Source organism: Aegicerativicinus sediminis, assembly GCF_015476115.1.
GTDB lineage: Bacteria > Bacteroidota > Bacteroidia > Flavobacteriales > Flavobacteriaceae > Aegicerativicinus > Aegicerativicinus sediminis.
Genome location: NZ_CP064295.1, coordinates 1,460,380 through 1,482,505 on the forward strand (window position 1 = coordinate 1,460,380; position 22,126 = coordinate 1,482,505).

Sequence of the window (22,126 nt, forward strand, 5' to 3'; positions counted from 1 at the left end):
GACTAAATTACGAAATCAATTTAACAACATCTTTGGCAAAATATGATGCAATCAAATCAGATCCTGCTCTTTTTAGTGCTGTTACTTGTTCTAACATTACGGCATCATGGTCTAGCCAACCTTTTTCAGCTGCGGCTTTTAACATTGCGTATTCACCACTAACCTGATAAACTGCCAAAGGAACATTTATGGAGTTTTTTAATTCACGAACAATATCTAAGTAACAAAGACCCGGTTTCACCATTACGATGTCAGCCCCTTCTTCAATATCCATTATGGTTTCTTTAATAGCCTCCAAGCGATTGGATGGATCCATTTGATAGGTTTTTTTATCACCGAAACCTGGAGCCGAATCCAACGCATCTCTAAAGGGACCATAGAAGGCTGACGCATATTTAGCTGAATAACTCATAATTCCTGTATCGTAAAACCCTTCTTTTTCTAATAAGGATCGGATGGCTAAAATCCTACCGTCCATCATATCACTTGGCGCAACAAAATCGGCACCTGCCATAGCATGACTCAAACTCATTTCAGCTAGTACCTTATTAGTTTCATCATTTATAATCTTTCCATCTTTCACAATCCCATCATGCCCATACGATGAATATGGATCTAAGGCCACATCTGTCATAACAATCATTCCGGGAACGGTGTCTTTAATTGTTTTTATTGCCGTTTGCATCAATCCGTTTGCATTTAAAGCCTCTGTTCCTAGATTATCTTTTAGATTGTCAGGAACCTTAACAAATACTAAAACTGACTTCAGACCCATTCCCCAAAGCTCCTTGACTTCTTGTTTTAGTAAATCCAGACTTAATCGATAGTAGCCAGGCATGGAAGCTATTTCCTCCTTAACGTTTTCTCCGTCTACAACAAATAGTGGTACAATAAAATCATTGGGTGTTAACCATGTTTCTCTTACCAAGCTGCGCAAGGCTTCATTTACCCTTAACCTTCTATTTCTTCTATTTGGAAACATAATATTTATTTTAAATTGACGTGTAGCAGGTATTTATTAAATGCAATAATTAAACCCATGACCTCGGATTTTTAAGGGTGTGTAACAATATGTCCTCAGGAGAATTAGGTTGTGGTTCATAATTGTATTTCCACTGAACTACTGGTGGCAGGCTCATTAAAATACTTTCGATTCGGCCATTTGTTTTTAATCCGAATAGCGTTCCTTTATCATGAACCAGATTAAACTCCACATACCTTCCGCGTCTAATTTCCTGCCAATTTCTTTGTTCTTCAGAATAAGATAAATCTCTTCTTGCCTTAACGATTGGAATATAAGCATCCAAAAAGCTTTCGGCACTATCCGTAACAAAATTGAACCAATCTGTCATTGATTTAGAATCTGTTTCCCGACAGTAATCAAAAAATAATCCGCCTATACCTCTTGCCTCATTTCTGTGGTGATTATAGAAATATTCATCACATTGTTTTTTGAATTTTGGATAAAATTCGGCATCATGACGATCGCACACTCCCTTGCAAATTGTATGAAAATGAATGGCATCTTCTTCAAAAAGATAATAAGGCGTCAGATCAAGACCGCCACCGAACCAAGAATCAACTATCTCACCTTTGTTATCGTACATTTCAAAATAGCGCCAATTGGCATGTACAGTTGGAACCATTGGATTTTTTGGGTGAATAACCAAACTTAAACCGCAGGCAAAAAAATCCACATCTCCTACCTTGAAATATGTTTTCATTGCATCCGGGAGCTCCCCATGTACAGCAGAAATATTAACGCCTCCTTTTTCAAAAACCGCCCCATTTTCTATGACTCTAGATCTTCCACCTCCGCCTTCTTTTCGTTCCCAAAGATCTTCTAGGAATTTAGCTTTACCATCAACTTTTTCTAATTGGGAAGTAATCGTGTTTTGAAGGTTATCTATAAAGGAAAAAAAGGTATTTCTCATTTGTTGCGTTGGTACAATTCCATGTCTAACATAAGGCCTCCGGGTGCCCTAAACTCATTTTCTAAAGTGCCTTTCCAATTAAAGCCAGATTTTTTGGCGACTTGGATGCTTTTGATATTACTTTTATGAATTAAGATATTGATTGTCTTTAAATTGGTTTGTAATAGGAGAAAATTTGAAAATTCAATAACACTTTTAGTGACTAGCCCCATTCCACCATATTTTCGTCCAATACAATAGGCGAGTTCCGCCTCCTTCTTCTCCTTATTAATTTCTTTTAGGATGATCAACCCAGCAATGGTGCCCTTATCTAATTTTTTAATTCCTAAAGTTATCGCCTCAAAATTTTCGGACTGTTTTATTTTTTTAGCAATGTAGTTTCTAGATTTTTCCTCTGTGAGATTTTCCGCAAGAGTTACAGGTAAAAATTGTTGAAATAATCGACCATTTCTAATCATGAGTTTGTTTAAACTTCTGGCGTCAGAAATTTTTAATGGCTCCAATCTATAATTGGGTTCCAGGTCAAAGACTAGTGTGCTAGAATTAACTATGTCGCTATTTAATGGCAAATATTAACTATTTGGATATGACTTTACCGCATCAATAAAGGCTTTTGCATGGTCGATTGGTATATTGGGCAGTATACCATGTCCTAAATTTACGATGTATTTATCTTTTCCAAATTCATCAATCATTTGATGAACCATATTTTTTATCATTTCTGGTGGCGACATTAATCTTGCTGGATCAAAATTTCCTTGTAAGGTAATATTTCCACCACTTAAATAACGCGCATTTTTTGGGGAGCAGGTCCAATCCACACCCAAAGCAGAAGCGCCTGATTTAGACATTTCATTTAACGCAAACCAACAACCTTTACCAAATACGGTAACGGGGGCCAAAGGTTTAATTGCTTGAACAATTTGGTTTATGTAAGGCCAAGAAAAAATATTGTAATCTGTTGGAGAAAGCAGCCCTCCCCACGAATCGAATATTTGAATTGCATCTGCCCCAGCAATCACTTTTTCTTTCAAATAATCAATAGTTGTATCTGTGATTTTTTGAAGTAAGTTATGTGCCGCCTCCGTTTCTGTAAAACAAAATTCTTTTGCCAAATCAAAGGTTTTACTTCCTTGGCCCTGAACCATATAACATAATATAGTCCATGGAGATCCAGCAAAACCAATTAGTGGAATTTCGTCATTTAAAAGTTCTTTGGTTGCTTTTATAGCATCCATTACATACCCTAATGCTTCTTTAGTTTCAGGGATTTGTATGTCTTTAACTTGACTTTTTATACGGATGGGATTTGGGACGAAGGGACCAATATTTGCCCTCATTTCCACCTCAACTCCCATGGCTTGTGGAATTACTAAAATATCGCTGAAAAGGATTGCGGCATCCATACCAAATCGCCGAATTGGCTGAACTGTTATCTCGCTGGCTAATTCTGGAGTTTGGCAGCGTGTAAAAAAATCATATTTTTCTTTTATGGACATAAATTCAGGAAGGTATCTTCCAGCTTGACGCATCATCCATACAGGAGGACGTTCCACAATTTCTCCCCTTAGGGCCCGTAAGTATAAATCGTTTTTTATGTGTATTTTTTTCTCTGTAGTTATGGATTCAGTCTTATTCATAAATCTGAATTGATAAGTTCGATCAAGCTTTCAGCTGATGGAAAGCTTGAAATTTTTACATCTTCAAAGTAATTTGCGGCTTCTTCTGCTGTGGTGGGCCCGATACAATACGCGGTTCCTTTAGGTTTATTAATTTGCATATAACTTGAAACTCCTGATGGGCTAAAAAACATTACACCTTTTAAGTCGTGTTCAATTTTGTCCGCATCTAATTTTGTTTCGTAGGCAATAATTTCCTCTAATACAACACCTTGCTTAGCCAATTTATCAGGCAGTTCATCTAACCTAATGTTGCTGCAAAAATATGTCAGTTCTGTACCTGAAAAATGTTGGTCGAAATAAGCTGCCAAATCAGCGGCATTGTTTTCATAATGGGTGACATTGCCAATATTTTTTTCCACGAATCGCTTTGTCTTCCTTCCAACACAATAAATGTTGCCAAAATTCAACTCTTCTTTATTAAGGTTAAATAATATAGCTTCCGCCGCATTCTTACTTGTAATTAAAACGTTTTTCAAAGGTCTTTTTAAGGAAGCTTTAGGTATACGGTTGAAATATATTTTAATGGCATCGGTACTTTTTACCCGAATGCCATCTCTAAATAAAAGCTCTTGTTCTGGGGTTAAAGATTTGGTGGAATAAATATGTGGTGGTTGTTCAGAAACCGAACCAGGAGTACCCATTAGCCGCTTTCCACCGCGTTCTAAAATAGAATCTGCGCAATATTTGGCTAAACCACCGTGTTTTCCCAAGGGGTCAAAACGCTTTACTTCTATTTTTTTGGTACCATCAAAGTTGAGCAGGATCCCTTGTAGATGAACTTGTTCATCTTTTATTTGGCATAGTGCACCTATCGGAGCCGTGCAACCACCTTCTAAGTAACGAAGAAATAAACGTTCAACGGTTGTGCATATTTCTGTTTCCTCATGATTGATGGCTTTGCATGCTTCAAGGATGTCATCGTCTTCTTTACGGGCGGCTATCATTATTGCTCCTTGCCCAGGGGCAGGAACCATCCAGTCTAACGGAATTGAATTTTTTTGTGATAAGCCAATTCTACCTAAACCGGCAGCAGCAAATATGGCTCCATTCCAATCTTCGTTGTCTTGTAGCTTTTGTAGTCTTAGATTAACATTGCCCCTTAAATCTGTAACCTTATGTGTAGGATAACGATTTAACCATTGGGCCTTGCGCCTTAAACTTCCTGTGGCAATTACTGCCTTTTCTTGCGATAGAAACTCTTCATTGTCTTTATAGACTAATATGTCTTTTACATTGCCTCTTTTAAGAACCGCTGCTTGTACAATTCCTTTTGGCAGTGCTGTAGGTACATCCTTAAGGGAATGCACAGCAATGTCTATTTCATTGTTCAATAAGGCAACATCTAGTGTTTTGGTGAATATACCGGTAATCCCCAATTCATAAAGAGGTTTGTCTAAAACCAAGTCACCAGTGGATTTAACTTTAACTAGTCCTGTTGAATGTCCTAAATATTCTAGCTGGCCTTGAACGGCTTTGGCTTGCCAGAGCGCCAATTGACTATCTCTGGTGCCGATTCGAATGGTTCTAGACATGTGTGGTTCGTTCAATTTGGAAAACCCTTTTAATCAGTTCTAGGCTTTCATCGGGGGAGTCGTCATCATGTTTTAAATGATGGGCAAAATGATTGGTAATTTTCTGAATTAGGTTTTTAGTAATCAATTCGGCTTGGACCTCATCAAAATTTTTAAATTTTTTGCGCTGCGTATCTAACTCTGCCTTTTTAAGGTCATTTAATTTTTCCTTCAAAGCCTTTATAGTAGGGGCAAACTTTCTATTAGCGACCCATTGGTTAAATTCAGTCATGATTTCCTCAATGATTGTTTCGGCTAATGGTATTTGTAATTTTCTGCGCTCTAGAGTAGAATCCGTAATTTTTGACAGTTGATCTAGGTGAACCAATGTAACATTTTCTAAGTCGCATACATCCGGATTCACATTTCGAGGGATGGAAAGATCGAGGATTAAAAGTGGATTTTTAGAGGAAATGCAAAATTTGTCAACCGTGGGATTTTTGGCGCCTGTTGCAACAATTAAAATATCGGTTGCATTTATCTCTTCTCTTAGGGAGGCATAATCCTTTACGACCAAATTAAACTTACCTGCGATCTCTTCAGCTTTTGTTTTTGTTCTGTTAATCAGGGTTATGTGCTGATTTTTAGAATGTTTTATTAAGTTTTCGCAAGTGTTTCTCCCTATTTTTCCAATACCGAAAAGAAGTATGTTTTTATTAGAAATATCATTGACGTTACTTAGTATATATTGAACTGAAGCAAAAGACACCGAGGTGGCTCCCGAAGATAAATCTGTTTCGGTTTTTATTCGTTTGCTAGCTTGAATAACCGCATTGATTAGGCGTTCCATAAAGGAATTGAGCAATCCTAACTTCTTAGAAAGCCGACCACTATGTTTAAGTTGGCTTATAATTTCAAAATCTCCGAGGATCTGGCTATCCAATCCTGAGCCTACCCTAAAAACATGTGCAATGGCCTCTTTGTTTTTATAGATATAAGCAACTTTCTGGAATTCCTCAACGGTGCCAATGGTGTTATGGCAAAGCAATTCAATCAATTGATAAGGATGCTCTGCGAAGCCATAAAGCTCCGTTCTATTACAGGTGGAAGTAACAACAATACTCTCTATGCCTTTTTCTTTGGCTTGTTTTAGTAATAGTAGGCTAGATTCCTTATCTAAACTAAAATGGCCACGGGTTTCTGCATCAGCTTTTTTATAGCTTAAACCGAGGGCATAAAATGTCAGTCCTTTTCTATTTTCTAGCAATTATCGAATAAAGATTAGTTCGACCTACAAAAGTATAAGTATCAAATTTTAAAAAATAACGCTCAAGGAACAATTAGTATCGTTCAAAGTTTTTTGATATTACAAAGCAGAATGTCCGTATTTTTGCCGAATATGTATAGCCTTTTGCTAAATTTAAATAGAATCATTCTAAATAAAAGACATGCCCAAAGCTGAAAAAAATATCGCTCAAAGTCCGATGGAAGAGCTTTGGGTAGATAAAGATTTCTGTATCATAACTTATAAAAATGAAGGTTCTCAAATAGAAGTTCTTGAAAAAGAAATTGATAGCTCGTTTATACAATTTCATTTCTGTCTAAAAGGGGAGTCCAAATTCATTTTTAATGAGGGCAGGTATGCCTTAGGACTTCATTCTGAAAATTCAATCCTACTTTACAATCCTCAGAGGGATCTTCCTTTGCATTTGCAGGTAGAGCCAAATAGTTGGATTGTGTCCTTGTTAATTTCAATCAAACAGTTTCACTCCTTATTTTCTAAAGAAGCCAATTATATCACTTTTTTGAGTGAAGAAAATCGGCACAAAAAGTATTATAAGGATGGTATGATATCACCTTCCATGGCCATAGTTTTAAACCAAATCATCAATTTTAACCTGCATGATTCTATAAAGGATATTTATTTGAAGGGGAAGGCTTATGAATTGTTGGGGCTTTACTTCAATAAAACTGAAGATGCCAACATAGAGCAATGTCCATTTTTGGTAGATGAAACAAATGTTCAGAAAATAAGAAAGGCTAAGGACATCATTATTCATCGCATGGCTGAACCGCCAGGCTTACAAGAGTTGGCAGACGAAATAGACCTTAGTTTGAAAAAATTAAAGGACGGTTTCAAGCAATTATATGGTGATTCGGTCTATAGTTTTTTGTTTGATTATAAAATGGAAGTTGCCCGAAAAATGCTTGAGAGTGGAGATAATAATGTAAATGAGGTAGGCTTGAAAATCGGGTATAGTACAGCTAGCCACTTTATTGCGGCATTCAAGAAAAAATATGGTATCACACCTAAAAAATATATTGTTTCAAAGTCTTAAAAATTGCAAATGAAAAAGGGAGTTTTATTGGTCAATTTAGGATCTCCAGATAGCACAGACCCTAAGGATGTAAAAAAATACTTGGATGAGTTTTTAATGGATGAGCGGGTGATAGACGTTCCATATTGGGCGAGGACACTGTTGGTCAGAGGCATTATTTTAAATACTCGACCAAAAGCATCAGCTGAAGCCTATAAAAAGATATGGTGGGACGAAGGTTCTCCATTAATTGTTATTTCTGAACGTGTTCAAGAGAAAGTACAGAAATTGGTGGATTACCCTGTGGTTTTAGCCATGCGATATGGCAGTCTTAGCTTAGAAAAGGGATTGAAAGAATTGGCAGACCAAGGTGTTGATGAGGTATTTTTGATGCCGCTCTATCCTCAATTTGCTATGGCAACTACCGAAACCATTTTGGTTAAAGTGGAAGAAATTAGGAAAAAGGATTATCCAAATATGAAAATTAAGTCATTGGAGCCATTTTATAACCATCCTCAATACATCAAAATATTAAGTGAATCCATTAAATCTTATTTAGATAGTAAATTTTACGACCACTTATTGTTTTCCTATCATGGAGTTCCTGAAAGGCACATAAAAAAACGAGACATTACTAAAAACCATTGTAAAATTGATGGGCAATGTTGTAAAACACCTTCGGAAGCACATAAATTTTGCTATCGCCATCAATGTTATGAAGTAACTAGATTGGTAGGTGAATATTTAGGGTTAGAACCAGGCAGTTATTCCACGTCATTTCAATCCCGTTTAGGTTTCGATCCATGGTTGCAGCCCTACACAGATCGAACAATCGAAAGACTGGGAAAGGAAGGCCTTAAAAATCTAGCCATTGTTACTCCAGCGTTCGTCAGCGATTGTATTGAAACTTTGGAAGAAATTGCCATGGAAGGGCAAGAAATATTTCATGAAATGGGAGGCGAAAACTTTTATACCGTACCTTGTTTGAACGATTCGGATCCATGGTGCGAATTTTTGGCAAGTTTGATAAAGGAATGGTCCCATAAAAAAGAAATGGTTAGTTAGTGGCAAAAGTTTCCGCGAAAGATTTAGGCGAACAACCCATAGGAAAATTATTGGTGAGACAGGCAGTTCCGGCATCCATTGGGATACTGGTAATGTCTTTAAACATACTTATTGATACTATCTTCGTAGGCAACTGGATTGGGCCTATAGCTATTGCTGCAATTAATGTAGTACTACCCGTTTCCTTTTTTATTGCAGCTTTGGGTATGGCTATTGGTATTGGAGGTTCTTCCATAATTTCTAGGGCCCTTGGAGCTGATAATTATGAGAAAGCCAAAAAGGTTTTCGGCAATCAATTAACGCTCACCTTATTATTTACCGTTACCCTTGCTTCAATTGGATTGGTATATGTCGACTCTATTATTCCGGCATTTGGTGGAAAAGGTGATATTTTCGATCCAGCCAAAATATATTATGTAATAGTACTATACGGGGTTCCATTCTTAGGCTTGTGTATGATGGGTAACACAGTTATTCGTGCTGAAGGGAAACCCAAATTTGCAATGTATGCAATGTTAATACCTTCTGTAGGAAATTTGATTTTAGATTATCTATTTATCAATGTATTTGATTGGGGTATGGAAGGTGCAGCCTGGGCCACAACAGGATCATATTTGTTATGTTTTGTTTTCATTTTATGGTTTTTCCTTTCTGGTCGCTCTGAACTGAAGATCAATTCAAAACATTTTATGCTTTCTTCTGAAGTTGTATCAGAAATAGGGTCTTTAGGTTTTGTTACTCTAGCAAGGCAGGCAGTTGTTAGTATTACATATTTGTTAGTAAATAATATACTATTTCATCTTGGAGGGGAAATCTCAGTTACGGTTTACGCGATCATTGGTCGTATGTTAATGTTTGCTCTGTTTCCTGTATTTGGTATAACACAAGGTTTTCTGCCAATTGCAGGTTTTAATTATGGAGCAGCATTATATCCGAGGGTTAGAAAAAGTATCAATACTGCCATTATTTATGCGTCTTTATTGGCGTTTATGGTATTTATATTGCTCATGATTTTCCCTCATACAATAACACGTTTGTTTACCGATAACAAAGAGGTTCTTTCAGAAACTCCTACAGCTATGAGGTGGGTTTTTGCAGCTACCCCTATAATTGCGCTTCAATTGATAGGTTCTGCGTATTTCCAAGCAATTGGAAAGGCCATTCCCGCTTTATTGCTAACATTGACCAGACAAGGATTTTTCTTTATACCATTAGTGCTAATACTTCCAAGAATCTACGGGGAAATAGGTGTTTGGATCTCCTTCCCGATTTCCGATTTACTTGCTACCTTAGTGACAGCGTATTTTCTAAACCGAGAAATTCGAAAAACCTTAAAATATTCAACTTAATCAATCTTGAATTACACTAAAACCAAAATTCAAATGAATACCATTTTCAAAACCCTTATTCTTTGTTTTTTCATTGTTTCATTTTCCGTTGTGGGGCAATCAAGAAAGAAAACTGCGTCCCAACCCGAATCTAAAGAACCATTATATGAAGCCTTGGAATACCGATTAATTGGTCCGTTTCGTGGTGGCCGTTCGGCAGCCGTAACTGGAGTGGAAGGAGAGTCCAATCTGTTTTATTTTGGTTCTACTGGGGGAGGTGTTTGGCGTACTACCGATGGTGGCCGTTCGTGGGATAATATTTCAGACGGATACTTTGGTGGTAGTATAGGTTCAGTGGAAGTAGCGCCTAGTGATCATAATGTTATTTATGTTGGTGGAGGCGAAAAAACAGTAAGGGGAAATGTCTCTTCTGGATATGGAATTTTTAAAACAGTTGATGCAGGTAAAACATGGACTTCAATGGGATTAGAAAATTCTAGACATATCCCAAGAATACAAGTTCACCCTAGAGATTTCAATACTGTTTATGCTGCTGTATTGGGGAATATTTACAAGCCAACACAGGATAGAGGGGTATATAAAAGTAACGATGGAGGCAAAACCTGGAAAAAGGTATTATATGTAAACGACCAAGCAGGTGCTGTAGATTTAATACTCGATCCAAACAATCCAAGAATTATTTATGCCTCCACTTGGAGGGTTCAACGTACGCCCTATAGTTTAAGTAGTGGAGGGGATGGGTCAGCATTATGGAAAAGTACCGATTCTGGGGAAACATGGAGTGAGATTTCAAAAAATGAGGGATTTCCTAAAGATACTTTGGGGATTATTGGCGTAACTGTCTCTCCTAAAAATTCAGATAGAGTTTGGGCCATAGTAGAAAATAAGGAAAAAGGTGGCGTTTACAGAAGTGATGATGGTGGTAAAACATGGCAACATATCAATGACGACCGTAGCTTACGTCAGAGAGCATGGTATTATACTCGTATCTATGCAGATACTCAAGATGAAGATGTTGTATATGTAATGAATGTATCTTACCATAAATCTAAGGATGGTGGTAAAACATTCAGTAGAAGTAATGCGCCACATGGAGATCATCACGATTTATGGATTGCCCCAGAGAATCCTAATAGAATGATAATTGCAGATGATGGAGGGGCGCAAATTTCCTATGATGGAGGAGAAACTTGGAGTACCTACCACAATCAACCAACAGCACAATTTTATAGGGTTACAACGGACAACGCTTTCCCTTATAGGATTTATGCCGCACAACAAGACAATTCAACAATTCGAATAAATCACCGCAGTGATGGTTATGCTATTACAGAAGATGATTGGGAATCGACTGCAGGAGGAGAATCCGCCCATATTACTGTAGATCCTACAAATGACGATATTGTTTATGGAGGCAGTTATGGAGGTTTTCTAACACGTGTAAATCACAAAACTGGCTCGACGAGAGCAGTAAATGTATGGCCAGACAACCCTATGGGTTATGGGGCAGAAGGCATGAAATATCGCTTTCAATGGAATTTCCCTATTATGTTTAGCAAGCATGATCCTAAAAAATTATACACTTTTAGCAACCACGTGCATCTTACTACAAATGAAGGTCAAAGTTGGAAATTGCTCAGTGATGATCTTACCAGAAATGATCCAGAAAAGCTAAAGTCATCTGGCGGTCCAATTACCCAAGATAATACTGGCGTTGAATATTATGCTACCATTTTTGCGGCCAATGAAAGTCCATTGAATGAAGGATTGTTGTGGGTAGGAAGTGATGATGGGTTAATTCATGTTACCAAAAATGGCGGTGAGACTTGGACCAATGCTACCCCTAAAGGAATGCCAGAATGGAGTATGATTAACAGTATTGAGCCAAGCGCTTTCGATGAAGGTACCTGCTATGTTGCAGCAACCCGATATAAGTTGGGTGATTTTAAGCCTTATTTATATAAAACGACAGACTACGGCCAAAGTTGGCAATTAATTACCGATGGCATAGACAATGAACATTTTACCCGAGTTTTAAGAGAAGATCCTAACCAAAAAGGATTGTTATATGCGGGTACCGAATCAGGTATGTACATTTCATTTAATGATGGCAAAAACTGGGACAGTTTTCAATTGAATTTGCCAATAGTCCCCATAACAGATTTGTGTATAAAAGATAATGATCTCATAGTGGCAACTCAAGGAAGGAGCCTTTGGATTATTGATGATCTGACGGTATTGCATCAGCTTGGGAATAAAAAAATAGGAGAGACATCTTTGTTTGTTCCTCAAAAAACCTATCGAACAAAGGGGGGTTCCGGTAGAGGTGCTTCAAATACCAATGGTCAAAATCATCCAGCTGGTGTTATGACCTATTACTATTTACCGCAGGTAAACGAAAAAGACAGCATTTCTTTAACCTATCTTACTAAGACAGGGGATACTATTAAAACCTATAGCAATTTTTCAAAAGAGAATAAATTGGAACCAAAGAAAGGGAGTAATCGATTTGTTTGGGATACTGAATATAAAGGAGCCACGGACTTTCCAGGTATGATTTTATGGTGGGGAAATCTTTCAGGGGCTAGGGCTGTTCCTGGTAATTACAAAGTGAGTTTGAACGTGAATGGAACTACACAGACAGAATCTTTTGAGATCGTTGCAGATCCTCGATCGGAAATGAGTGTAGCAGATATGCAAAAGCAATTCGATTTTGTTAAAGATGTCAACAATACGGTAGATAAGGCGCATAAGGCAATTAAAAAAATTAAAAATATAAATACCCAGTTGACGGAGTTTAGTAAGCAGTATAAAGACAATTCCAACACAAAAGAGCTAGTAGAAAAGGCAAAAACCTTAAAGGAAAAATTCACCGAGGTTGAGGAAGCTCTATATCAAACTAAAAATAGAAGTAACCAAGATCCATTGAATTTTCCGATTAAACTCACCAATAAGTTGGCCCATTTAAATAGTCTTGTTACCATTGATGATTTTCCGCCAACGGATCAGGATATAGCCGTTAAAAATGAATTAACCGCTAAGATTAATAAACAGCTAGATGTATTTAACGAGCTGATTTCTCAGGAGATTAAAGAGTTTAATTCTGAATTTAATAAGTTAAATCTCAATTATCTTTTTGTTGAAGATTAAAATTTTTAATCAGGGAAGTCACAATTCATGTCGGAGTATTATAATTACATTAAAGCCATACACCTCATTTTTGTTGTAACATGGTTTGCAGGTCTATTTTATATTCCTAGACTGTTTGTTTACCAAATAGAGGCATTTGATAAGCCATCTCCTGACAAGGAAATTTTAGGAGCACAATTAAAATTGATGGCAAGGCGTCTTTGGCATATTATCACATGGCCATCCGCCATTTTGGCGACCGTTTTTGGTCTATGGTTGTTAGTAATAATTCCAGGTTGGCTCAATCAAGGGTGGATGCAAATAAAATTGGTCTTTGTGGTACTTCTTATTATTTATCATATTAAAACCCATATAATGTTTAAGGAACTACAACAGGATAAGGTTAACTATAGTAGTAATTTTATGCGTCTTTGGAACGAAGGCGCTACCATAGTTTTATTTGCTGTAGTATTCTTAGTGATTTTAAAAAGTACCATAGGTTGGGTTTTTGGGGTTTTTGGATTACTTGGTCTAATGGTCTTTTTGATACTTGGATTTAAACTTTATAAGCGGCTTAGAAGTAAAAATCCAAATTTGTAAAAGTGGTTGGCGTGATAATTGCTAGATTTAAGCAACAATAAAGCGGTAAATGTTGGTCAATAAAATGTCTTTACGGGTTAGGATTTTCTTATCCATGATTTTATTGATCATTATTGCCTCAGTACTTATTGCGGGTGTCACTATTTACCAATATAATGAGGAGGCCTACGATTACCACAAAGAGCGTCTTGAGCGAAAAGAGGAAAATATTCGGCAGAGTATATACTATACCTTAAAAGAAACCACCTGGCCGCCAACCGCAGAAAATATTCCTCTAATTTTTAAGGATGAGATTTATAAAATAGCTGAAATCCATAAACTTCAAATAAATCTATACGACTTAGATGGGGAACTTCTTAAATCTTCAAGAGCCAATATTTCTAACGACACAATAAACAAATGTTTGCCTGCTGAGGTATTAAATGCGTTGGCAAATACGGTTGAACATCGCTACGTGGAGAAAAATGAATTAAATGGAGAAACCTATCAATCCTCATATACGTATGTAACGGACAACAAGTTTAAGCGATTGGCTATTCTCAATCTGCCTTATTTGGAAAATGATAATTTCCTTCAGAAGGAATTAAACGAATTCTTAAAGAGGCTTTTTTACGCGTACATTGTAATGATAATTGTAGCGGTAGTTACTGCCTTTTATTTATCCAAATACATTACGCTCTCTTTAAAAACTATCAGTGATAAAATAAACGCAACTAGATTGGAGAAACGAAACCAAAAAATCACCATAAATTCTAGTAGCGAGGAGATAAATACCCTTGTTAAGTCATATAATAGCATGATCGATGAACTGGAAGAGAGTGCAATAAAACTTGCCACCAACGAAAGGGAACGGGCCTGGAGAGAAATGGCAAAACAAGTTGCGCACGAGATTAAGAATCCGTTGACGCCTATGCGGCTTAGTGTTCAGAGTTTTCAGAGAAAATTTGATCCGGAAGATCCTGAAATAGAAAATAAGGTAAATGATTTTAGTAAGACTTTAATTCAACAGATTGACACCATGAGTTCTATTGCTTCGGCTTTTTCCAATTTTGCGGAAATGCCGGCACAAAAGAATGAAACCTTAAATGTGGTGAAAATTGTGAAGTTGGCATTGGATATATTCAATGAGGATTATATCGAATTCCTGTCAGAAAAAGAGGAAATAGTCGCCAAGTTCGATCGCACTCAACTAATAAGGGTGGTTACCAATTTGGTTAAAAATGGTATACAGGCAATACCTGCAGACCATATTCGTCCGCCAAAAATTGTTGTTCAAGTTTCAGAGCTTGGAGATAATGTGCGTATCGAAGTTTCAGATAATGGTCTTGGTATTTCAGATGAAAACAAGGAGAAGATATTCGAGCCGAAATTTACCACCAAAACCAGTGGAATGGGCCTAGGTTTGGCTATGGTAAAGAACATAGTGGAAACTTATCAAGGCATAATATCATTTACAACACAAAAAGGGAAAGGTACCGTATTCTCTGTAATCTTCCCTAAAGCAATCCATAATACTTAAAACATGAGTTACAGTAATATTTTATTAGAAGAAGTTAATGGCATCGGCACGATTAAGATTAATCGGCCTAAAAAATTAAATGCCTTAAATGTGGAAACTATTAGGGAATTGCATGAGGCGTTCAAGTATTGTAATGACAAAAAAAGCATTACTGTGATTATATTAATTGGGGAAGGTGAAAAGGCCTTTGTGGCGGGTGCAGATATTAGTGAGTTTGCCCATTATGATGTGGAAAAAGGAACCCAGCTTTCTGCTAAAGGACAAAAGTTGCTTTTCGATTATGTTGAGCAATTAAGTACTCCTGTTATTTGCTGTATTAATGGATTTGCACTCGGGGGTGGATTAGAGTTGGCAATGTCTTGCCACATTCGTTTGGCGAGTACAAATGCCAAAATGGGACTTCCAGAGACATCACTTGGAGTAATACCCGGTTACGGTGGTACTCAAAGATTAACCCAGTTGGTTGGTAAGGGAAGAGCCTTAGAAATGATTTTAACTGCCGGCATGATCGATTCTAATCAGGCATTAACATATGGTTTAGTGAATCATGTAACTACTTTGGAAGAATTACAACCACTTGCTGAAAAAATTGCCTCCAAAATTCAAAATAATTCGCCATCCGCCATAGCTTCGGCAATAAGGGCAGTAAATGCTGGACAGGATAAATCGCTTAATGGTTATGAAGTGGAAATTTCTGAATTTGGTAAATGCTTTGGAACTGAAGATTTTAAGGAAGGCACCACTGCATTCTTAGAAAAGAGGAAGGCCAAATTCAATGGAAATTAATCAACCATAAGGAGAAAGATTAAGGATAAATTTTATATCAATAATCTTTTCAACCACAATTAAACCCAAAACCTTTTTAGGAGCTTTTAAATTAAAATCTTCAATATTTAGATTTAACAACCCTGAAACAACTAGGTTATTTTCATTGGATGCTTTTACATTTACATTGTATGTTTTTCTAATTCCGGCAATTTCAATTTCAGCAACCGCATTAACTTTGGTTGGGTCTTCTTTCCAAAAAATTTCTTTTAGTTTAAGAGTAATCTCTGGATAATTTTCGGTTTTAAGCAGAGATAGGAAATCCTTATTAATGGGCCTGCTCCCACAATCAAACGATTTGTTCCTTAATTTCAAGGCCGCTTTAGAAAATTTTAAGACCTGGTTGTTTTCATTATAATCTATAACTACAGGTTCAGTTAATTCAGCGATATCAAATTTGCATTCAAAATCGTTGATATTGGTACTACCAACTATGGTTAACTTACTTCCAGGCATAATGAGATATGCCTCAGAGATAGGCCCCATAAAAGTTTCAATAGGTGCTTTTTCTTTTAAAAGAAAGCTGAAAGTTAAAAGTAAAATGAGGCTAATGGTTTTCATGACACCATAAAAATAGAATAAAGCTGGATTTAAATAAAAAGCCTAACCAAACAATTTATATTATTTGGCTAGGCTAACATTTAGTGGAGAAAATTCCTATGAGTTCATATTAGAAACTGATAACAGCCTCAACCATAAAACCGTCAAATTTACCGTCTCTAAGAATACTTCCGGTACTGTAACCGTCATAGGTTTGTCTAACATACTCTAGTTTAGCTAGGATGTTTTTTGTCATAAACCAACCTCCACCTAAATTCCATCTTGTAATGTCTACATCATCACCATTTCTTAATTCAGAACTTACACTGTTAATTCGTGTTCCTAAATAAAAGTTTTCAGTTGCTCCAAATCTATAAAGTAATTCACCAGCTATCTGAGTTGCATTTCTTCTGTCATCATCTCCTCGGTCTTTACCGTTAACCAATTCTAAAGTTCCGAAGAATTCCAATCCACCATACTTAAGGAAAGGGTTAAACATTATGGCAGTAATAGCATTTCTCATGTCTGGGGCAAAACGACCAGATCTAAATGGGCTAGACGCACCTGCATCGGGATCTTCCATTACGAAATAATATCTTGAACCTGCTCGGTCAGCTGTATACAAATAGTTACTATGAACATAGCCTGTGTTATAAAGAGATCCTGTTAAGCGGAATCTAAAATCATCATTAAATTGTTTGTCAAACCCTACTTTCGCCAATAAGGCTGCACCACCTGTTTTACCGGTATTTGAATTTTCTGCTACTGATTGATTTAATTTACCGTTAGACATACCAAGCATTGCTAAAAATCCTCCTGGGGTTTGGTAATAAACTTCAGCACCGACTTCAGTTGTGAAAGAATCCATTATTAAGTTTCCTACAAATGGGTTGAACATAGCCTGAGCGTTGTCTGATCTTCTAAAATGGGCATCACCATAATTGTTTTCCATATGCCCTATTTTAATTGTGGCATATTTCATCAGGTTTTCAGCAAGACCTTCACTAATAAAGTCTAGGTTGTCAATTTGGAAATACCCACCTTTAACATATGGCTCTGGGTGGTGTCTTGAAGACAAATAAGTTCTTAAGTGCATTCTAACACCTTTGGCAAGGGCAACATCTAAATCTAGGTTTGCAGTTGCTAAATTGAAGTTAGAACCTATCTCCTTTAATTCAACATCACCAGCATTTTCATGGTCAAGGGCTTGAAATTGCAGTGTAGATGAGCCACCTACACGGACCTTAACACCGTCAAAAGTACTAATAGTGTCCTTTGGAGCTTCAAAAACGCCAACACCTCTTTGATCTGGATAACGGAAATTATCCAATTGTCTTTTTTGGGCGAAGACACTCAAACCCGCTAGCATAAATACTATTGTAAGGGTAAATTGTTGTAAAGATTTCATGATATAAAAAATTAGATTGTTTGTAATAGTGTTATGTTAATTATTTAAAATTGTTTTGAATTTAATGGTGAGTTTATCTCCAGTAGTAACGGTTCCAAACAAGGCAGTTGGTGGTTCAACTTTATATTCAGTCATGTTAAATACTGTAGACCCGCTTAAGCTTATAGAAGTACCATTGTTTTTTAGGGTAATTGTTAAAGGAATATTTTTCTTTACTCCATTTATGGTTAAATTTCCTTTGGTTTTAAGTTCGTAAACTCCAGTTCCTTTATCAATTGCCTGATCTACAGAAGTCATTTCGAACGAAATATTCTTATGCTTATCTGTATTTAAAGCTTTGTAAGCATTTTTATCCATTCCTTTTTTACCACTTTTTAGGCTTTCTGCAGGTATTACGGCTGATAATTTTGTTACCAGGTTTGAGTTGGCTTGGTCGAATAATAGTGTTACACTATAACTATTCGAGGTCATTTCCCAGTCGTGCAAGTTTGATGTACCTTCAATAGTAACGTTTGAACCTTGTCCGACTTTTGAATATTGTTGAGCGAGCAAATAATTACTGCTCAAAATCAATATGGCGAGGAGAAAAATTCCTTTGAGTTGTATGTTTAAAATTGGTTTCATGACAAATGATTTTTTATTTACAGGACAAATTTCTATAGAATGTATATCTCAAAATATGATAAAAGTCATATTGCATTTTTGAAATGTAACAGTAGTTACAAATGGAACAATTTTTTTGACTTTAAGACAAAAAAATTTATCTAAATCATTGCAATGCAGCAATCTAGATAAATTTAAAAAATTTTTATTGGATTAATTTTGAAGGTTAAGAAAGCTTCCAACCATCTCTATAATTGCCGTGTACCCATTCATTGGCTTTAGGATAATTGAGAATTTCCATCTTTTTTCCGTCCCATAAAAGTTTCTGACGGCCAGGATATTCGTAAGGCGCCCAATCCGTGGATTTTTTGCCTTCCTGTAAAACCTTATACTGATATGCTTTTAGGGCCAAATTCCCCATCAAAACCCCCTCCGTTAATTTTCCTGCTAACTTAAATGGAGAGGAACTAGGGGTTCCATTAATACAAGCATCTATAAAATTGGTAAAATGCCCCGATGAACCTCCGTCAATTCTCGGGTACTTTGGGTTAGGTTTTGCATAAGAATCTGCATCTTTACCAATAATTCTTGGATTACCGCTGTAACAATCTGCCACTAAAATACCTTTGTCGCCATAAAAAATACTACCACCATCCCAGTTACCTATAGTTTCACCCGGTTTCAAATTTTCAGGATAGTCTGGCATAAGTCCACCATCGTACCAATTAAGATCGATGGAATGGTTACCTACTTTTTCAAATTTAAGACGAACAATTGATGACGGTGGACAGGCTTCACTGTAATCAGCTTCAACAAAATCACCGGCCCAAACCGTTGTACAGCTGGCTTCGGCTTCTGTAGGATATCCTAATTGCAGGGCCGTAAATGGCGTATCCATAATATGACACCCCATATCTCCTAAAGCTCCTGTGCCAAAATCCCACCATCCACGCCATTTAAATGGTAAATAGGCAGAATTATAGGGGCGGAATTCGGCTGGTCCTAACCATAAGTTCCAATCTAATCCATCAGGGACTGCCTCACCTTCCGTAATTTTGCGCATACCTTGTGGCCACACAGGTCGGTTAGTCCAACAATCTACTTTTGAGACTTTTCCTATTAGACCAGCTTCAATCATTTCCCTAGTTTCCCTAATTCCGTCTGAGGAGGTTCCTTGATTTCCCATTTGTGTTACTATACCTTCCTCTTCTGCAGTTTTGGTCAACATTCGTGCCTCTGCAATATTGTGTGCCAAAGGTTTTTCAACATACGCATGCTTTTTGGCTTTCATAAAGGGCAAAGCAATTGTTGCATGCAAATGGTCGGGTGTACCTACAGTAATAGCATCGATATCTTTTAAATGGGCTTCGTATAATTTTCTAAAGTCCTTAAATCTGGGCACATTCGGAAAATTTTCATAAGTGCCCGCCGCCCGTCTGTCATCAACATCGCAAAAGGCAACAAACTTAACGTGTTTAGATTTACTTAGCTCACTTACATGATTTGCCCCTCTTCCCCCAACGCCAATACTGGCTATATATAAGGTGTCGCTTGGGGCTATATGGTTACCTCCTAAAACAAAACTGGGAACTATACTAAATGCAGTTCCCGCAGCAGCAGTTCTTTTAATAAATTTTCTTCTCTTCATTACTTATTAGATTGTAGGTTTCAAATTACAAATTTTCTTGAATAGAATTTATCATTAAAAATTTGATTCATTAGATTCTAGCTATATCTAATAGCAAGGACACAAGAGGTTTTGAAATATTTTTGAATTAAAGTTTTTCCTAGATGTCTTCAAACGAATCAATTAAAGGTCGTGGGGCCCAAATGAATGTGGCAAATCGCTTTTTTGAACTTTCACATGAAATTAGGGACGAGTTTTTAGAATATTGCCAAAAAGAGGGAGAGCATCCAGAATCAAATAAAACCAATTACCTAAAAATTTATCCTAAAACAATTGTAAACAAAGTTGAGAGTCCAGATGTAAGGATGATGTATTCAATGAATCCCTATCAAGGTTGTGAACATGGTTGCATTTATTGTTATGCTAGAAATACGCATGAGTATTGGGGCTATGGCCCTGGATTGGATTTTGAGCGAACTATTTTAATAAAAGAAAATGCTCCAGCTTTGTTGGAGGATTTTCTAAAAAGGCCAAAATGGGTGGGGGATACAATTGTATTATCTGGGAATACAGATTGTTATCAACCTGCAGAAAGAAAGTTTGAAATAACCCGCAAGTGTTTGGAAATATTTCTAAAATACAAACATCCAGTTGGTATTATCACAAAGAACACGCTCTTTTTAAGAGACCTGGACATTATTAAGGAATTAGGCGAACAAAAGTTGATAGGGCTCAATATTTCTTTAACAAGCTTAAATGAAAAAACAAGACAAATTTTAGAGCCAAGAACAGCCTCAGTTTACAAACGTTTAAAAGCAATAGAAACTTTATCTAAGTTGAACATCCCTGTCAATGTCATGATGGCGCCAATTATTCCGTCCATTAACAGCCATGAAATACTTCCATTGGCAAAAAAGGTAAGTGAGGCTGGCGCAATCTCCATTGCACATACTGTGGTTAGATTAAATGGGGCAATTGGGATTATTTTTGAAGATTGGATAAGAAAAACATTTCCAGAGCGTGCAGATAAAGTACTCAACCAAATCAGGGAATGCCATGCTGGTAATTTGAATGATAGTAGATTTGGCGAGAGAATAAGAGGAACTGGTAAGATTGCAGAGCAAATACAGCAATTAATGGCATTGGCTAAATTGAAATATTTTAAAGGGAATTCTTTTCCGGTGTTGAGCCCTGATTCCTATTTAGAACTAAAAAACCCACAAATGAGATTATTCTAAAAAAAATGAGCCCGAATGGGCTCACTTTTTTCACTAACTAACTAGGCTTAATCCGTGTCAAAGATTAAATTTTAATATATTCTGTAAAGGTTCTGTCTCCAGTGGAAATGACCACTCTGTAATTTCCTTTTTCCTTTTTAGACAATTTATAAGCTCTGTCTAATACATCTTCATTACGAAGGGTTTCGGCAAATATTAGTTCGTAATTGTTTTTTGCCATTGAATCTTCGTAATATAGTTTTACTGTCATCGGCTCATGGTCTAAACTAAGTTTAGAGACGTATACAATTTCTTCCTTTACCCGTACTACTGGTTTGTATACAATAGTAGCTTTCTCAGTTTCGAGGAGAACCTCATCATTCATTACTGTAACAGGAATCACTTTAATTTCGAAATCTTTTTCCAATTCAAATTGGTACTTTCCTTTAGGTAAGGATGCCAAATCGAAATTCTTGACATATCTTCCTGTTTGGGTAATTTCTTCCTTATAAAGGATTTCTCCAAGGTCTGAAACCAAGGTAAGGGTCTGGCCATCTTTTACGTTTTCTAAAACGATCATGGCGCGCTTGTTAATGTCTGCAGCAGCATAACTTTCTGTTAAAGTTGACGCTGATAATAAACAGAACATTAGAACGGTGTTGAGTACTTTTTTCATAATAGGTTTTTTAACGTTCGTTGGTACAAATGTATGATGGAATTCTATCTTTGGAAATACCGATTTTGGCATATTTATATTCTAAATTAACAACTAAAAGATGTCAGGTTAATACAATGGGGT

Annotated in this window: 19 protein-coding genes; 8 read left to right on the top strand and 11 right to left on the bottom strand. The window is 36.7% G+C overall.

Going from position 1 to position 22,126, the window contains the following annotated elements:
- Positions 1–7: 7 nt before the first annotated feature.
- The 6 genes from hemB to hemA are packed head-to-tail and all read right to left on the bottom strand — an operon-like array spanning position 8 to position 6,394.
- Positions 8–982 carry a porphobilinogen synthase gene (hemB, locus tag ISU00_RS06250; protein ID WP_228853192.1) on the bottom strand — a complete coding sequence of 325 codons (975 nt, stop codon included), beginning with the start codon at positions 980–982 and terminating at the stop codon, positions 8–10.
- Between the two features lie 49 nt (positions 983–1,031).
- Positions 1,032–1,934, bottom strand: coding sequence for an oxygen-dependent coproporphyrinogen oxidase (gene hemF, locus ISU00_RS06255; RefSeq protein ID WP_228853193.1), 903 nt, complete (start codon positions 1,932–1,934; stop codon positions 1,032–1,034).
- A complete protein-coding gene (locus ISU00_RS06260; protein ID WP_228853194.1) occupies positions 1,931–2,503 on the bottom strand; it encodes a GNAT family N-acetyltransferase in 573 nt (190 codons plus the stop codon). The genes hemF and ISU00_RS06260 overlap by 4 nt, the downstream gene beginning before the upstream one ends.
- A gap of 3 nt (positions 2,504–2,506) precedes the next feature.
- Positions 2,507–3,574, bottom strand: a complete 1,068-nt coding sequence (hemE, locus tag ISU00_RS06265) for a uroporphyrinogen decarboxylase (RefSeq protein ID WP_228853195.1) — start codon at positions 3,572–3,574, stop codon at positions 2,507–2,509.
- Positions 3,571–5,148 carry a hydroxymethylbilane synthase gene (gene hemC, locus ISU00_RS06270; protein WP_228853196.1) on the bottom strand — a complete coding sequence of 526 codons (1,578 nt, stop codon included), beginning with the start codon at positions 5,146–5,148 and terminating at the stop codon, positions 3,571–3,573. The genes hemE and hemC overlap by 4 nt, the downstream gene beginning before the upstream one ends.
- Entirely contained in the window at positions 5,141–6,394 is a 1,254-nt protein-coding gene (gene hemA, locus ISU00_RS06275) for a glutamyl-tRNA reductase (RefSeq protein ID WP_228853197.1), read from the bottom strand. The genes hemC and hemA overlap by 8 nt, the downstream gene beginning before the upstream one ends.
- 181 nt (positions 6,395–6,575) lie before the next feature.
- On the opposite strand from hemA, the gene ISU00_RS06280 reads away from it, so the two are divergent.
- The 7 genes from ISU00_RS06280 to ISU00_RS06310 all read left to right on the top strand — a co-directional run bounded on the left by ISU00_RS06280 (position 6,576) and on the right by ISU00_RS06310 (position 15,893).
- The gene (locus tag ISU00_RS06280) at positions 6,576–7,466 is read left to right on the top strand and encodes a helix-turn-helix transcriptional regulator (protein WP_228853198.1); all 891 of its coding nucleotides are present in this window, start codon (positions 6,576–6,578) and stop codon (positions 7,464–7,466) included.
- Between the two features lie 9 nt (positions 7,467–7,475).
- On the top strand, positions 7,476–8,510 hold the full coding sequence (gene hemH / locus ISU00_RS06285) for a ferrochelatase (protein WP_228853199.1): 1,035 nt from the start codon (positions 7,476–7,478) through the stop codon (positions 8,508–8,510).
- Positions 8,510–9,859: an MATE family efflux transporter gene (locus tag ISU00_RS06290; RefSeq protein WP_228853200.1), complete on the top strand. Its 1,350-nt coding sequence runs from the start codon at positions 8,510–8,512 to the stop codon at positions 9,857–9,859. Before hemH ends, ISU00_RS06290 begins: the two co-directional genes overlap by 1 nt.
- Positions 9,860–9,892: 33 nt before the next feature.
- Positions 9,893–13,009 carry a WD40/YVTN/BNR-like repeat-containing protein gene (locus ISU00_RS06295; RefSeq protein WP_228853201.1) on the top strand — a complete coding sequence of 1,039 codons (3,117 nt, stop codon included), beginning with the start codon at positions 9,893–9,895 and terminating at the stop codon, positions 13,007–13,009.
- A 27-nt stretch (positions 13,010–13,036) separates the two neighbouring features.
- The gene (locus ISU00_RS06300) at positions 13,037–13,588 is read left to right on the top strand and encodes a CopD family protein (RefSeq protein WP_228853202.1); all 552 of its coding nucleotides are present in this window, start codon (positions 13,037–13,039) and stop codon (positions 13,586–13,588) included.
- 94 nt (positions 13,589–13,682) lie between these two features.
- Complete coding sequence (locus ISU00_RS06305; RefSeq protein WP_228853717.1) at positions 13,683–15,107, top strand: sensor histidine kinase; 1,425 nt, start codon at positions 13,683–13,685, stop codon at positions 15,105–15,107.
- 3 nt (positions 15,108–15,110) lie between these two features.
- Positions 15,111–15,893 (top strand): enoyl-CoA hydratase/isomerase family protein, encoded by a 783-nt coding sequence (locus tag ISU00_RS06310; RefSeq protein ID WP_228853203.1) that lies wholly within the window; start codon positions 15,111–15,113, stop codon positions 15,891–15,893.
- Here the strand turns inward: ISU00_RS06310 and ISU00_RS06315 are convergent, their stop codons facing one another.
- The 4 genes from ISU00_RS06315 to ISU00_RS06330 all read right to left on the bottom strand — a co-directional run bounded on the left by ISU00_RS06315 (position 15,894) and on the right by ISU00_RS06330 (position 20,131).
- Entirely contained in the window at positions 15,894–16,493 is a 600-nt protein-coding gene (locus ISU00_RS06315; RefSeq protein ID WP_228853204.1) for a YceI family protein, read from the bottom strand. It lies immediately after the preceding gene.
- Positions 16,494–16,602: 109 nt separating this feature from the next.
- Positions 16,603–17,880: a hypothetical protein gene (locus tag ISU00_RS06320; RefSeq protein ID WP_228853205.1), complete on the bottom strand. Its 1,278-nt coding sequence runs from the start codon at positions 17,878–17,880 to the stop codon at positions 16,603–16,605.
- Between the two features lie 36 nt (positions 17,881–17,916).
- The gene (locus tag ISU00_RS06325; protein ID WP_228853206.1) at positions 17,917–18,504 is read right to left on the bottom strand and encodes a YceI family protein; all 588 of its coding nucleotides are present in this window, start codon (positions 18,502–18,504) and stop codon (positions 17,917–17,919) included.
- A 205-nt stretch (positions 18,505–18,709) separates the two neighbouring features.
- Positions 18,710–20,131 carry a Gfo/Idh/MocA family protein gene (locus tag ISU00_RS06330; RefSeq protein ID WP_228853207.1) on the bottom strand — a complete coding sequence of 474 codons (1,422 nt, stop codon included), beginning with the start codon at positions 20,129–20,131 and terminating at the stop codon, positions 18,710–18,712.
- A gap of 143 nt (positions 20,132–20,274) precedes the next feature.
- Between ISU00_RS06330 and ISU00_RS06335 the strand changes: the two genes are divergently transcribed.
- Positions 20,275–21,348 (top strand): PA0069 family radical SAM protein, encoded by a 1,074-nt coding sequence (locus ISU00_RS06335; RefSeq protein ID WP_228853208.1) that lies wholly within the window; start codon positions 20,275–20,277, stop codon positions 21,346–21,348.
- A 64-nt stretch (positions 21,349–21,412) separates the two neighbouring features.
- Here ISU00_RS06335 and ISU00_RS06340 read toward each other — a convergent pair whose 3' ends face one another.
- A complete protein-coding gene (locus ISU00_RS06340) occupies positions 21,413–22,003 on the bottom strand; it encodes a hypothetical protein (RefSeq protein WP_228853209.1) in 591 nt (196 codons plus the stop codon).
- Between the last annotated feature and the right edge of the window lie 123 nt (positions 22,004–22,126).